Origin of the sequence: Caulobacter endophyticus (assembly GCF_003116815.1) — a bacterium.
In the GTDB taxonomy this organism is placed as follows: Bacteria; Pseudomonadota; Alphaproteobacteria; order Caulobacterales; family Caulobacteraceae; genus Caulobacter; species Caulobacter endophyticus.
This window is the reverse complement of sequence record NZ_QDKQ01000068.1, coordinates 43,362-56,801: the sequence shown is the minus strand read 5'-3', so window position 1 is coordinate 56,801 and position 13,440 is coordinate 43,362. Positions and strand designations below refer to the sequence as shown.

Here is a 13,440-nt window from a genome sequence, read left to right as displayed (position 1 = left end):
CGCCCCCGAAACGGAGGCCCCTCAAAGCTGGCGCGAACCGGTGGAGCGGTCGCAGCAGCAGCCTGGGGCCGCTTTGCCGAATACTTTATTAACCCTGTCCTTAAGGAGAGGCGCGTGATTGTCGCACCCGCCGCTCAGGCTCGGCGATCGCCGCCGTAGTTCAGCAGGTCTTCCCGGCCCTTCACGAAGGCGCGGACATCGTCGGAGGTGAAGGCCCGGTTGTTGGGATAGAGCGCGTCATAGACCGCCGCCACGAAGGCGTAGTCGTCGGGCCGGTCGACGGTCCAGCGCACCGCGGCCTCGCCGGGCGCATCTGACAGCCAGGCCAGGTTCCAGCGGTCGGGATTGTTCCAGACGTCCCAGGTGACGTGCTCGCGAGCCTCGGGGCTGTCGGCCTGCGCGGCTGCGCGGCGCAGGCCGGCGGCGGTGATCACCTCGACGTCGAGGCCCTTGGGAAAGGCCGAGCCTTCGGGGCTGTTGCTGGTGTAGTCGGCGCCCGACGACAGGTGCAGGTCGATCGTGGCGTCGATCACGCTCGGATCGGCCAGCGGGCAGTCGGCGGTCAGGCGCACCACGTGGTCGGCCGGGTGGGCGTCCAGCGCGCCGACGAAGCGTTCGAGCACGTTGTCGAGCGGGCCGCGATGCACTGCGACGCCGTCCCGGCGCACGGCCGCCTCGATGGCGTCGTCCAGCGGATCGGTGCTGGTGGCCACCACAAGCTTGTCGATCCGACGAGAGCGGGCGACGCGCTCGATCTGGCGAATGATCATCGGCGCGCGGACGATCGGCATCAGCACCTTGCCCGGCAGGCGGGTGGAGCTCATGCGCGCTTGCAGGACGGCGAGGATCATCGGGCCAGGCTAGGCTTTGGCGTTGCGGGCGTCCATCCGCGCCAGGACCTCCGCGGCGGCGCGGCCGGTCTCGTCGACCGGTTCGTACGTCCAGCCGTGGAAGGCGCCGCCATAGGGACGGGCCGCGCCCTGGCGCTCCAGTTCCTCGTGGAAGAGGCGGAACTTCACGCTCTGGCCCTCCATCTTGAGGATGAAAACCGGCTTGCCGGTCGAGGCCGCCTCGGTGGCCATGTTGGTCGAGTCCTCGGTGACGAGGATGTAGTCGGCCGCCGCCAGGAAGGCGAAATAGGGATTGGGGCCTTCGCCGTCCCAGATGATGCCGGGCAGGTCGCGCAGGCGGGCGGCCAGCAGGGCGCGGGCCGGCTCGGGCGTGCGGCGCGAGAAGGTCATCAGCAGGCTGCCGCCTTCCTGCTCCAGCGGCAGCTGGATCTCGTGCGCCATCTGGGCGGCGCGCTCGACGGGCAGGTCGAAGGCCTTGGACTTGCCGCCCAGCAGCACCGCCACGCGCGGATGCGGCAGGGCCTCGATGGCGTCCTTGAATTTCTCGTACTCGGCGTCGAGGCGGGCCTGCGACACGCGATGCGGCGAGCCGGTGATCGGCACGACATTGTCGCCGGTCAGCCGATCGTGCTTGGGGGGGATCACCAGGTCGAACATGTGGGCCGGAACGCGCGGGTCCTGGATCTGCACGACATAGGACTTGCCGCCCGACCACCTCCGGGCGCGGATCGACAGCGGCAAGGTGGCGCGGCCGGCGGCGACCCAGAGGTCGGGCCAGGGCGCGGTGATCTCGCTTTCGGGCGTCAGCCAGCGGCGCGGCAGCCAGGCCAGCCACCAGGGCAGGCGGCCGGTGCGGCCCTTCCAGCCCACGCGCTTGACGATGATCCTGGCCGGACGCTTGCGCGCGATGGCCTCGGCCAGGCCCACGGCCTGGGCCTCGATGCCGGCCCGCCCGTCCGAGACGGCCCAGATGGTCAGCGGTTCGGAACCTGGCGTCTGATTGGCGCTCATCGCTCCAGCCCTCAAAACGGCGAACGCCGCGGAACCGCCCTCGACAGGCGACTCCGCGGCGATTGGCCGAACTTCATGGCGGGTTTGGGGCTGACCCCTAGACCCACTCGACCTTGAGGATTTCATAGGCCTTCACGCCGCCGGGCGTGTTGACCTCGACCACCTCGCCGACTTCCTTGCCGATCATCGCGCGCGACAGCGGCGAGCTCAGCGAAATGCGGCCCGACTTCACGTCGGCCTCGTGGTCGCCCACGATCTGGTAGCGGGCCTCTTCTTCGGTGTCCTCGTCGACCACGCTGACCGTGGCGCCGAACTTCACCTGCGAACCCGAAAGCTTCGACACGTCGATGACCTGGGCGCGGGCGATCTTGTCCTCGATCTCGGCGATCTGGCCTTCGATCCAGCCCTGGCGTTCCTTGGCGGCGTGGTATTCGGCATTTTCCGAGAGGTCGCCGTGCGAGCGCGCCTCGGCGATCGCGGCGATCACGGCGGGCCGCTCGATCGTCTTCAAACGCTTCAGTTCTTCGTCGAGGGTTTGATAACCCACGACGGTCATCGGCACTTTTTCCATAGTGGATTTTAGCTCGGTTCGCCCTAAGGGGAGGAAGACTTCCAGTCGCTGGCGAGCGCGACCGGGGGCTGAGAGGATAGGCGCCGCATTCCGGATAAGCAAGTCTCACGCGCCGCAAGGGTTGCGTGGCCAAGCTGATCGGGGCGGCGCGGCCTCAGGCCCGCTTCGCGTTGCGGGTCGAAGCGCCCGCCAGGCGATCTCCGGGCAGCTGGAACTGGCCGACCAGACGGGCCAGCTCTCCGGCGTCGTCGTTCAGCGCATGGGTGGCCGCGGCGGTCTCTTCGACCAGGCCCGCGTTCTGCTGCAGCACCTGGTCCATCTGATTCACCGCGGTGTTGACCTGGGTCAGGCCCTGGGCCTGGTGCTGGGCGCTGGCGGCGATCTCGGAGACCAGGCCGTCGATCTCGGCGATCTGCTGGACGATCCGCTCAAGCGCCTCGCCGGTGCGGCCGACCAGTTCCACGCCCTCGCCGACCTGGCGCGTCGAGGTGGTGATCAGGGTCTTGATTTCCTTGGCGGCCTCTGCCGAGCGCTGGGCCAGGGCCCGCACCTCGGACGCGACCACGGCGAAGCCCTTGCCGGCCTCGCCCGCGCGGGCGGCCTCGACTCCGGCGTTCAGGGCCAGAAGGTTGGTCTGGAAGGCGATTTCGTCGATCACGCCGATGATCCGCGAGATCTGGGTGGCCGAGGTCTCGATCGCGCCCATGGCGTCGACGGCCTCGCCGACGACCTCGCCCGAGCGGCGGGCGTCGTCGCGGGCGCGGGCTACGACGATGGCGGCCTTTCGGGCGCCGTCGGCGGTCTGGCCCACCGTGGCGGTGATCTCGTCCATGGCGCTGGCCGTCTCGGCCAGGTTGGCGGCCTGCTGCTCGGTGCGGCGCGACAGGTTGGCGGCGGCGTCGGCGATCTGGTCCGAGCCATGGCGCACGCCCGAGGCGCGCTCGTCGATGATGGCCAGGGCCCCGGCCAGCTTGCCCGCCGCCTGGTTGAAGTCGGCGCGAAGCTGCTCGTACGACTCGGAGAACTGCTCGACCAGGCGCACCGAAAGGTCGCCCTTGGCCAGGCGCGACAGGCTTTGGGCCAGCGCGTCGACCATGTCGGCGCGCTGGCGCTCGGCGGCGGCCTGCACGGCGGCGTGGGCGATGCGGCCTTCTTCCTCCGAGCGGCGGGCGCTGTCGGCGGCGGCGTCCGCGTCGCGGGCCTCCTGCATGGCGGCCTCGGCCTTGGCGCGGGCGCGCTCGGCAAGGCCGATGACGCGGTGGATGCTCAAGGTCGCAGCGATCAGGGCGCCGGCCTCGACGATCAGGATGACGGCGTGGACCAGCACGCGGCCAAGGCTCGCCGAGCCCGGGAAGACGGCGGTGGGCAGGAGGTAGCTGAGCGTCAGGTGGTGTATGGCGACCGTGGCGGCGGCGGCGGCGATGACGGTCCAGTCGCAGTAGACGACCAGCAGCGCCAGGGCTGCGAAATAGGCCATGTGCATGTCGATCTGCCAGGCGTGGCCGCCCAGAGCGGCGACCAGAAGCGAGACCTGGGCCATAAGGGCCACGCCCGACAGGATCCGGCCCGTGGCGGTCTCGCCGCGATGCAGGACGGCGCCGGCCGCCAGGGCGGTGACCATGACGGTGGCGACGGCCATGCCAGGCACCGGCTCGCCGACCATGAAGCGGGCGGCGATGACGATCGGGGCCATCAGCGCGGTCAGCAGCAGGATCAGCCGGCCGCCCGAGCGGCGCTGTGCGTCGAGGTTCGAGGGCTTGGTGCTCATGGGCGGGGCTCCAGGACGGTCTTGGCGCAGACGCCGGCGGTGTCGGGGTCGAGCAGGACGAGGGCGCCGGCGGCGCGCAGACGGCTGCTCAGCGTGGCGGGGTCGCCGCGCAGGATCAGGACGAAGGGGACAGCCCCGGCGCCAGCGATGTCGCCGGCCGAGGTGGCCGCGCTGGCCGCGCGGGCGGGCTTCCACCAGGGCGGGAAGACCGCGGCGACCCGGCCCGGGTCGCGCGGCGATGCGCTGGACAACGTGACGGCCAGCAGCGTGACGATGATCGCGGAGGTTGCGGCCAATGTTCGACCCAGGGCGTGAAGCAGATCACGCCAGGTTCGAACACGCGACAGGGACAACCTTCATCTCCGGGCAAGCTGAACCATGGAATGGTCACTTGGAGGGAGAGGTTTTGCGCCTCCGTGGTGTTGGAAGTCTTAAGAAGCGGGGCGAGCGTCGCCATGTCGCAGGGCTTGACGCGCGCCCGGATCTCAGTCGGCGTAGGCGTACTCTCCGCCGCGCTGCAGGGCGGCGCGATAGGCCGGCCGGGCGTGAATGCGGTCGAGGAAGGCCTTCACCTTGGGCCGCGAGCCGGCTCCGGCGCGCGACACCGCCGCCTCCAGCGGGAAGCTCATGATCACGTCGGCGGCGGTGAACTCCGGGCCGGCGAACCATTCGGACTTGGACAGCTCGGCGTTCCAGTAGTCGATGTGGCTCTTCAGCTGCGGGTCGACGAATCCCGACTGGGCCTTGGCCGCGATGGTCTTGACCAGGCCCTTCAGCAGGCCGGGCGCGCGGGCGGGCAGGGCGGTGAACACCAGCTTCAGCAGCAGCGGCGTCATGGCCGAGCCTTCGGCGTAGTGCAGCCAGTAGGTGAAGCGAAGGCGCTCCGGCGTGCCGGCCGCGGGAATCAGGCGACCCTCGCCGTAGGTGTCGAGGATGTATTCGATGATCGCGCCGGTCTCGGCGATGGTCTTGTCGCCGTCGGTGATCACCGGCGACTTGCCCAGCGGATGGATCGCCAGCAGCTCGGGCGGGGCCAGCATGGTCTTGGCGTCGCGCTCGTAGCGCTTGACCTCGTAGGGCGCGCCCAGCTCTTCCAGCAGCCACAGCACGCGCTGGCTGCGCGAGTTGTTCAGGTGGTGGACGACGAGCATGGCTTTTCCCCTAGCGATTTGCCGTCAGCATGGCGCGGCGACGCGTGCGTCAGTCAAGCCTTGTCAGAGGACGCTTTCGACGATGTGCGCGCGATAGAGCACGGCGATCAGGTCGGTCTGGGTGATCACGCCCACCAGCTTGCGGTCGCGGTCGACGACCATGGCCTCATGGGTCTGGCCGCTGGAGAGAATCGGCAGCAGGGCGGCGATCGGCGTGCCTTCGCGCACCCGGTGGACGAACGGGTCGAGCGCGGCCTCGACCGTGTGGCGGCGGTTGGCCTGCAGTTCGGCTCGGCGGGCCATGCCGATGACGCGGTTGTCTTCGTCGACCACCGGGGCGGCGCGCAGGTCGTGCTGTTGCAGGAAGGTCAGGGCGCTTTGCGCCGACTGCGACCGGTCGAGCCGGATGACGTCGCGCGACATTATCTCGCCGCAGCGGATCTGCGAGTGAAGGCGCTGGTGAGCCTGGATCTCGACCTCGCGGAACAGCACGTCGAGGTCCTCGCGGCTGACGTCGAGCAGCTCGCCGTAGCGGGCGAGGGCCTTGTCGAGGTCGCCGGCGTCGTAGCCGATGCGCGAGGCGGGCAGGGGATCGGCCGTGCCGTGCGGGCTGGGCGGCGGGGCAGGGGCCTTGTGCGGATAGGAGCGACCGACCAGGCGGTTCCAGGCCATGCCGGCCAGCACCAGCAGGATCGAGTCCACGGCCACCGGATTGAGGGCGAACAGATAGCCGGCCTTGGTCACGGCCGGGCCGCCGATGACCGTGATCAGGGCCACCGCACCGCCGGGCGGGTGCAGGCAGCCCAGCAGGATCATCGTCGAGATCGCCAGGGCCACGGCCAGCGGCGCGGCGATCAGCGGCTGTGTCGGCAGCAGCATGGCCACCGTGATGCCGATGAAGGCCGAGACGACGTTGCCGCCGATGACGCCGCGCGGCTGGGCCAGGGGGCTGGCGGGCACGGCGAAGATCAGCACCGCCGAGGCCCCGATCGGCGCGACCAGCAGGGGATGCAGCCAGTCGCCGCCGCCGACCGCGAAGCGACCCAAGAGGCCCGCGAACAGCAGGCCGATCAGCGCGCCGCCGCCGCCCTTCAGGGCGTCGAGCGGGCGGATGGGGGTCTTGCCGCGAAGCAGGGTGAGCAGGCGCTGGGTCATGGGACTCTATAGGCCAGGGCGACGAGGCCGGCGACGGCGCAGGCCTGGACGAAGACGATCAAGGTCAGCCAGGCCCCGAACGGCTGCTTGCGGGTCTTGTGGCGCAGCCAGCGCTGGGCCAGCAAGGCGCCGGGCGCGGCGCACATCGCCGCCGACAGCAGCAGAACCCGCTCGGGCACCCGCCGCTCGCCGTGCACGGCGGCGGCCTTGTCGTGGGCGAACAGCAGGAAGCAGAAGAGGTTGGCCGCCAGCAGGGCCAGGCCGAGGATCAGGCTCACCGCACGTGCTCCGGCGGCATGTTTTCCAGCGGGGCGAGATCGGGATCGATCCAGCCCCGGCGAGCCTCGACGCTGAACAGCCGCTCGCGCGACCAGAAGGCCAGCGGCCAGGCCTTGTCGCCCAGCGGGGTGGCCAGCAGGCGCGCAGCGGCCTCGCCGTCGTCCATGTCGGCCGGCAGGGCGGCGGCAAAGGCGCGGATGGCGGCCAGATAGGCCTGGGTGATGGTCTCGTGGTAGCCGCTGGCGTCGTCGTTCACCCCGCCGACGGCCTCGTTGTAGGCGCGGATGACGCCGGGCAGGTCGCGTTCCAGTCCCTCGTCGCGGGTGCGCACCAGGTGCAGGGTAGCGGTCAGGTGGGCTGCATGGGTCCACTCGGCTTTAGGCAGGCTGCGATCGAGCAGGCCCTGCGCGAGTTGGGCGACGTCCGCGCTGGAATAGGCGGTCATGGTCAGAAGCTCGGCTTGGCCAGCATCAGCCAGACGATGGCCAGCACGGCGGCGAAGGCGGGGAAGCCCAGCATGAACCAGGCGCGGAACAGGCGGTGGTAGCGCTCGGGCAGGGGCTGGCCAGCCTTGGCGGCGGCGTCGGCCAGGTCGCGCAGGCGGATCTGGATCCAGACGACAGGCAGCCAGCACAGGCCAGTGACGACGTAGAGCAAGAGACTGAGGCCGATCCAGCCGCTGAACAGCGGATAGCCGACGACATGGGCCAGGGCGGCGCCGGTGATCGGCTGGATGATCACGGCGGTGGCGGTGAACACCGTGTCGGCGATCACCACGACGCGGGCGGTGTGGGCGATCAGGGCCGGCTGGCCGGTGCGGTGCGCCATCAGCATGAAGAAGGCGATGCCGGCGCCGGTGCCCAGCAGCACCGTGGCCCCGACCACGTGGGCGGCCTTCAGCAGGAGATAGAGGTCCATCAGCGTTCGTCCAGGAGGGCCAGGGCCGCCAGGGCCAGTACGGCGGCGGGAATGCTCTTCACCAGCGGACCCAGCGGGTCCAGCCAGAGGTCGGGGCGCACGACGGCCCCGCCGGTCAGGTAGCCGGCGGTCACCGCGATCATGCCCAGCAGGGCCAGGCGTGCGGTGCGGCGATGGGCGACCATCAGCGCCAGGGCGACGTCGACGATCCCGCCGCCGACCACGAAGGCCTTGGCGAGCGGCCCTGGCATGTCGGCGCTGGTCAGCAGGGCGACGGCGGCCGTTCGGCTGACGGTCAGGCCGATCAGGCCCGAGACCAGCCAGAAGGCGCTCAGGGTCGCCAGGATCAGCGGCTTGGCCAGCCAGGCCTTGGCGAACCAGCGTTCCTGAACGCCCGAGGGCATGGCCGCCAGGATCTGGTCCAGCGATTTGGGAATGAGGCCTAGCCGCTCGGCGTGCGCGGCTTCGCCGGCCACGCCCAGGCGCAACTGCTGAAGGGCGGTGCTGCGCATCGGGCTGCGCCAGCCCAGGAAGGCCAGGGCGTCGGCGGCCTTGGCCGGGATGGCCGCGAGGGGGCTGGGCAGGGCAAGGACGGGCGCGGGCGGCAGGCCTAGCCAGCCGCGCAGCCGGATCAGCAGGTCGCACAATGCGATCGGTTCGGCATGGACCAGGTCGAGGCTCTGGCCGGACGGCGTGTCGGGCCGGACGGCGATCGACACGGCGGCGGCGACGTCGTCGGCGGCCACGACCTGGACGCGGGCGTCGGCATGGACGGCGGGGATGGCGAGCGGGAATGCGGCCAGGGCCCGCAGCAGGGCCGTGCCGCCATAGGCCGCCGGGGCGATCACCAGGCCGGGCTTCAGCACGATCCAGTCGATGCGGCTTTGTGCGATCAGGCTCTCGGCCAGTTGCTTGGTGGCGCCGAAGGGATCGGCGCGGCCGGCCGCGACGCCGGCCGCCGACACGTGGACGAGGCGCGCGCCGGTCGCCTGGCAGGCCTCGACCAGCCGGGCGACGGCGTCGGAATGGACGGCCTTGAGGTCGTCGCGCGGGCCGTCCTGCAAGGCCCCCGCGCAATTGACCACGGCGCCGGCGCCGGTCAGTAGGGCGGTCCAGTCGGCGGCGCTGGCCGTGCGCAGGTCGGCGGCGCGCCAGTCGACGTTCGGGAACCGCCGGCGCGCCTGGACGAGGTCGCGGCCGACCCCGACCACCGCATGGCCGTCGGCCAGCAGGCGGGCGGTCACGTAGGATCCGATCAGCCCGTAGGCTCCGACGACGACGATGCGCATGGCGGCGTTGTTAGCCGGTTGCAGCTTGGCGGTGAAGGGCGCGCTCGCGAGGAGCCTTCCACCGGGAAGAGGTTCCTGGATTCGCTTTCCTCGCCCCTGTTTTGGAAGCCCGCAGGGGATCAGTGCGCGGGCTGCCAGAATTCCAGGTTGCTGATCTGGCGCTCGAGGATGGCGATGCGGTCGCGCAGGTCGCGGGTGGCGGTGAGGCTGGCGGCGGTGACCGGCTCCTCGCGCATGGCCAGGAGGGCGCGCTGGGCGTCGCCGACCTCGACGATGGCCTCGTAGCAGGCGGCCCACAGGGCGCGGGCGCGCTCGCGCTCCATCTTGGGATCCAGGAAGGGCGGCTTGAGGGTCTGGGCCAGGCGGTCGAGCTCGGCCAGTTCCTCGCCCCGACCCTTGCGGACCAGGATGTCGCGGAACGGCGTGTCGTCGCCGATGTCGTCGATCAGGGCTTCGAAGATCTCGTGGGCCAGGCCCTTGAGACGCGCTTCGCCAAAGCCGATCCGCTCCAGCGCCTCGTCATAGGGGCGCGCCCAGCCCGGATGGTCGACGGCGGCGATGGCCACCGCGGCGTGGAAGGGATTGAGCCGGCGGCCGATCTGCTCGCGGGCGACGCCGCGGATGCCGGGGTCGGGCGGACCGCGCTCGCGGCCTTTCCAGCCGCCGCCGCCGTTGCGCGGCGTGAACGGGCGATCGCCCTGGCCGCCGCCTTGCCCGCCGCCATAGGCCGGCTTGGGAAAGAGGACGTCGAGCTTGGCGTAGAGGTCGTCCTTGTAGGCGGACGCCAGGTCCTTGTCGGCGATGGTTCCGGCCGCCGCGCGCAGGCGCTGCTTCAATCCAGCTTTACGCTCAGGCGTGTCCAGCGGCTCCAGGTCGCGCTCGCGCACGAACAGGGCCTCGACGAAGGGCGTGGTCTGGGTGACCTGGGCCTTCAGCGCCGCGGGACCCTGCTCGCGCAGGACGTCGTCGGGGTCCTTGCCGCCGCTGACGATCGAGAAGCGGAACGAGCGGCCGGGCTTGAGCAGGGGCAGGGCGCGGTCGATGGCGCGGCTGGCGGCGCGCTGGCCGGCCTTGTCGCCGTCGAAGCACAGTGTGGGCTCGGGATGCAGGCGCCACAGCGCCTCCATCTGCTCCTCGGTCAGGGCCGTGCCCATGGCCGCCACGGCCGCCAGACCGGCGCGCTGGCAGGCCACGACGTCCATATAGCCCTCGACCACCAGCATCGGCGTCTGCTCGTTGGGCGCCGCCGCCTGGGCCGCATGCAGGATCTTGCGCGCGTCGTAGAGGCCGTAGAGCACGCGGCTCTTGTGGAAGAGGCTGGTCTCGGGACCGTTCAGGTACTTGGCGCGGGCGTTGGGATCCATGGCCCGGCCGCCGAACGAGACGACCTTGCCGCGGGTGTCGGTGATCGGAAAGATGATCCGGTCGCGGAAGCGGTCGTAGGGCGCGCCGCCGTCCTCGGGCGCGATCAGCAGGCCCGCCTCGACGAGGTCGCCGGGCTTGGCGCCCTTGGCGACCAGATAGTCCTTCAGCGCGGTGCGGCCATTGGGGGCGAAGCCGATGCGGAAGCGGCTCCACTGGTCCTCGGGCAGGGCGCGGCGGTCGAGATAGGCGCGGGCGTCCTTGCCGACCGGGCGGCGCAGTTCGGCCTCGAACCAGGCCGCCGCCAGCTCCATCCAGTCGCCCAAGGACGCGCGCTTGCGGTCGTCCTGGGCGGCGCGGGCGTCGGGCTCGGGCAGGCTCATGCCGGCCTCGGCGGCCAGGCGCTCGACCGCCTCGGAGAAGGTGAGCCGCTCGGTCTCCTGCAGGAAGCTGATGATGTCGCCGTGCTTGCCGCTGGAGAAGCAGTGATAGAAGCCCTTGTCGTCGTTGACGAAGAACGACGGGCTCTTTTCCTTGGTGAAGGGCGACAGCCCCGCGTACTCGCGACCCTGCCGCCGCAGCTTCACCGTCTTTCCGACCACGTCGGAGGGGCGAAGTCGGGATTTCAGTTCTTCAAGGAAGCGGTCGTCGAAGCGCATGGCGGTAGGGCGCCAACATAAGGCCGAGTGTGCTGGTGTGCACGTGTGCAGGTGTGCACACCTGGCGGAGCGTCGTTAACAACTGACAATCGGCCTGTGGAAAACGGCGCCTTAGGAACAGCCGTCCGACACCTCCCGTTGTCAGGGCCAGGACGCCTCGACGCGTCCACGGATCACAGACGCCACGGAGAAGACACGATGCCCGAGTCCCGCTGGAACGACCGTGAAGGCCGCTTCGAGATCGACCGCGACCGAGATTTCGACGAGGAGCGCGGCTACGGCTACGACGCTTCACGCCGCCAGGAACGCTATGAGGGCGGCGACTGGCGCGACCGCTACGCCGCCCGCGAGCAGCGCAGCTACGGCGAGCCGCGCCATCGTTCTTCGGGCCGGGCCGAGCTGCGCCGGGCGGTCAGCCAGGGCGGCGACATCGGTTATGGCAGTATCCGCTCGGGCTCGGACTACGCGTCGGGCCGGGGCTACCGCGCGCCGGGCGATTACGGCCAGGTGGGCGGCTTCGACTTCGGCGGCTCGACAGCCGACTACGGCGGGGGCGGCTATCGCGGCGATGCGCCCGACTACGGCGACCGGGCCTATTTCGACGGCCGTCATGAGCGCGAGCGCAACTACTACACCGACGGTCCGGGGCGCGGGCGCCATGACCGCGAGCACTGGGCCTACGCCCGCCACCCGCGCGACCGCCACGACGATGATCGCGGCTGGTTCGACCGGGCCCGCGACGAGGTCTCGGCCTGGATGGGCGACCACGACGCCCAGCGCCGTCGCGAGCACGACGCGGCCGTGCGCGCGGATCATCGCGGCCGGGGCCCCAAGGGCTATCGCCGCTCGGACGAGCGCATCCGCGAGGATGTCAGCGACCGGCTGACCGACGACGGCTGGCTGGACGCCTCGGCCATCGAGGTGGCGGTCAAGGACGGCGAGGTGACGCTGAGCGGCACGGTCCATGCCCGCGACGACAAGCGCCGGGCCGAGCTGCTGGCCGAAAGCGTCAGCGGCGTCGACAACGTGCAGAACAACCTGCGCCTGGACCGTGGGCCTGAGGCCAAGCCCGGCGATTGGACCCTGCAGGGCAACGCCCCGCAGCAGGGGCTGACGGGGAAAGCCTAGAGCCCCAGGTCGCTCCCCCAATTCTCGTCATCCCGGAAAGCGCGAACCGCTGGCCGGGATGACGATTTGGGAGGCGTTGAGGATTAGGTACTGATCCCTAGCTTGGCTGGCGGGCCGCTTGGGACCATCTAGGGCCCATGTCCGAGCCCGCTCCCAAAGAACCGACCTTCACCGACGCCGAGATCGACGCCCTGGTCGAGACCTTCTACGCCAAGGTCCGCCGTCATCCGCGCATCGGGCCGGTGTTCAACGGCCAGATCGCCGAGGAGGCCTGGCCGCACCACATGGCCATGCTGAAGGACTTCTGGGCGACGGTGCTGCAGGGCTCGGGCCGCTACAAGGGCTCGCCGATGGCGGTGCACCAGCGGATCGAGGGATTCCAGGAGTGGATGTTCACGCCGTGGCTCAATCTGTTCCACGCCACCTGCGTGGAGCTGTTCGACGCCCCGCGCGCGGCGATCATCGGCGAGAAGGCCGAACGCATCGCCCGCTCTCTGAAACTGGGGCTGTTCTTCCGGCCAGGAGCGCCGGCATGAGCGGGATTTCGGAAAAGATCGAGGCTGAAGGCTTCGCCATCGTGCCGGCCGCGCGAACACGGGACCTGCTGGGCGGCCTGAGCGACTGGGGCCTCTTCGCCGACAGCTGGAACGATCTGGGCGTCGACGGCTTCATGGCCGACGGCGGGCGCTATCGCCGCCGCCGGTTCGCCGCCTTTTCCGCGGACGCCGACGGGACGATCGCGCGCAAGCCGCACCAGCCCCACTACCAGAGCCGCGACTACAACGCCTTGAACGGCGGCGTGCAGCGCTGGTTCGAGCCGGTGACGCAAGGGATCGCCGAGCATCCGGTCACGCAGGGCGTGCTGAAGGCGGGGCTCGACATCTTTCAGCCGCTGACCGCCGATCCGCCGGCGGCGTGGCACGTCGAATTGCACCAGTTCCGCATCGAGGCCCACGACGGAGAGGCCGGCCTGCCGACGCCCGAGGGCGCGCACCGCGACGGCGTCGATTGGGTGATCGTCATGCTGGTCGAGCGCTGCAATGTGGCCAGCGGCGTCACCGACATCTTCGCCCCGGACGGACGGCCCCTGGGCACCTTCACCCTGACGGCGCCGGGGGACGCGGTGTTCCTCGACGACCATCGGGTGCTGCACGGGGTGACCGCGATCCGGCCTCTCGATGAGGGCCGGGAGGCGCGGCGCGACGTGCTGGTGGTCACCTTCCGCCGGGAAGACTGAAGGCGCTCCGACAAGGAGGCGGGGCGCGACCGTTTGTCTCACTCCACCTGGGGAGGTGGGC

At 70.6% G+C, this 13,440-nt stretch carries 15 protein-coding genes; 3 read left to right on the top strand and 12 right to left on the bottom strand.

The window, feature by feature from the left end; translation table 11 throughout:
* Nucleotides 1-134: 134 nt before the first annotated feature.
* The 12 genes from DDF67_RS20545 to dnaG all read right to left on the bottom strand — a co-directional run bounded on the left by DDF67_RS20545 (nt 135) and on the right by dnaG (nt 11,014).
* The gene (locus DDF67_RS20545; RefSeq protein ID WP_109102682.1) at nt 135-851 is read right to left on the bottom strand and encodes a cytidylyltransferase domain-containing protein; all 717 of its coding nucleotides are present in this window, start codon (nt 849-851) and stop codon (nt 135-137) included.
* A 9-nt stretch (nt 852-860) separates the two neighbouring features.
* A complete protein-coding gene (locus DDF67_RS20540) occupies nt 861-1,862 on the bottom strand; it encodes a mitochondrial fission ELM1 family protein (RefSeq protein ID WP_109102681.1) in 1,002 nt (333 codons plus the stop codon).
* A gap of 97 nt (nt 1,863-1,959) precedes the next feature.
* Nucleotides 1,960-2,433 (bottom strand): transcription elongation factor GreA, encoded by a 474-nt coding sequence (gene greA, locus DDF67_RS20535; RefSeq protein ID WP_058349843.1) that lies wholly within the window; start codon nt 2,431-2,433, stop codon nt 1,960-1,962.
* 154 nt (nt 2,434-2,587) lie between these two features.
* Nucleotides 2,588-4,201, bottom strand: a complete 1,614-nt coding sequence (locus DDF67_RS20530; RefSeq protein WP_109102680.1) for a methyl-accepting chemotaxis protein — start codon at nt 4,199-4,201, stop codon at nt 2,588-2,590.
* The gene (locus tag DDF67_RS20525) at nt 4,198-4,497 is read right to left on the bottom strand and encodes a hypothetical protein (protein WP_233247711.1); all 300 of its coding nucleotides are present in this window, start codon (nt 4,495-4,497) and stop codon (nt 4,198-4,200) included. The genes DDF67_RS20530 and DDF67_RS20525 overlap by 4 nt, the downstream gene beginning before the upstream one ends.
* A 189-nt stretch (nt 4,498-4,686) precedes the next feature.
* Nucleotides 4,687-5,352 (bottom strand): glutathione S-transferase family protein, encoded by a 666-nt coding sequence (locus DDF67_RS20520; RefSeq protein WP_109102679.1) that lies wholly within the window; start codon nt 5,350-5,352, stop codon nt 4,687-4,689.
* Between the two features lie 63 nt (nt 5,353-5,415).
* Complete coding sequence (locus tag DDF67_RS20515; RefSeq protein WP_109102678.1) at nt 5,416-6,507, bottom strand: HPP family protein; 1,092 nt, start codon at nt 6,505-6,507, stop codon at nt 5,416-5,418.
* The gene (locus DDF67_RS20510; RefSeq protein WP_109102677.1) at nt 6,504-6,785 is read right to left on the bottom strand and encodes a DUF1294 domain-containing protein; all 282 of its coding nucleotides are present in this window, start codon (nt 6,783-6,785) and stop codon (nt 6,504-6,506) included. The genes DDF67_RS20515 and DDF67_RS20510 overlap by 4 nt, the downstream gene beginning before the upstream one ends.
* A complete protein-coding gene (locus DDF67_RS20505) occupies nt 6,782-7,231 on the bottom strand; it encodes a hypothetical protein (RefSeq protein WP_109102676.1) in 450 nt (149 codons plus the stop codon). Before DDF67_RS20505 ends, DDF67_RS20510 begins: the two co-directional genes overlap by 4 nt.
* Before the next feature lie 2 nt (nt 7,232-7,233).
* A complete protein-coding gene (locus DDF67_RS20500) occupies nt 7,234-7,704 on the bottom strand; it encodes a DUF2269 family protein (protein WP_109102675.1) in 471 nt (156 codons plus the stop codon).
* A complete protein-coding gene (locus tag DDF67_RS20495; protein WP_109102674.1) occupies nt 7,704-8,993 on the bottom strand; it encodes an SDR family oxidoreductase in 1,290 nt (429 codons plus the stop codon). The genes DDF67_RS20500 and DDF67_RS20495 overlap by 1 nt, the downstream gene beginning before the upstream one ends.
* 119 nt (nt 8,994-9,112) lie before the next feature.
* Nucleotides 9,113-11,014, bottom strand: coding sequence for a DNA primase (gene dnaG, locus DDF67_RS20490; RefSeq protein ID WP_109102673.1), 1,902 nt, complete (start codon nt 11,012-11,014; stop codon nt 9,113-9,115).
* Nucleotides 11,015-11,212: 198 nt separating this feature from the next.
* Between dnaG and DDF67_RS20485 the strand changes: the two genes are divergently transcribed.
* The 3 genes from DDF67_RS20485 to DDF67_RS20475 all read left to right on the top strand — a co-directional run bounded on the left by DDF67_RS20485 (nt 11,213) and on the right by DDF67_RS20475 (nt 13,379).
* A complete protein-coding gene (locus DDF67_RS20485; protein WP_109102672.1) occupies nt 11,213-12,142 on the top strand; it encodes a BON domain-containing protein in 930 nt (309 codons plus the stop codon).
* Between the two features lie 137 nt (nt 12,143-12,279).
* On the top strand, nt 12,280-12,678 hold the full coding sequence (locus DDF67_RS20480; protein ID WP_109102671.1) for a group III truncated hemoglobin: 399 nt from the start codon (nt 12,280-12,282) through the stop codon (nt 12,676-12,678).
* Nucleotides 12,675-13,379 (top strand): 2OG-Fe dioxygenase family protein, encoded by a 705-nt coding sequence (locus DDF67_RS20475; protein ID WP_109102670.1) that lies wholly within the window; start codon nt 12,675-12,677, stop codon nt 13,377-13,379. Before DDF67_RS20480 ends, DDF67_RS20475 begins: the two co-directional genes overlap by 4 nt.
* Nucleotides 13,380-13,440: the final 61 nt, after the last annotated feature.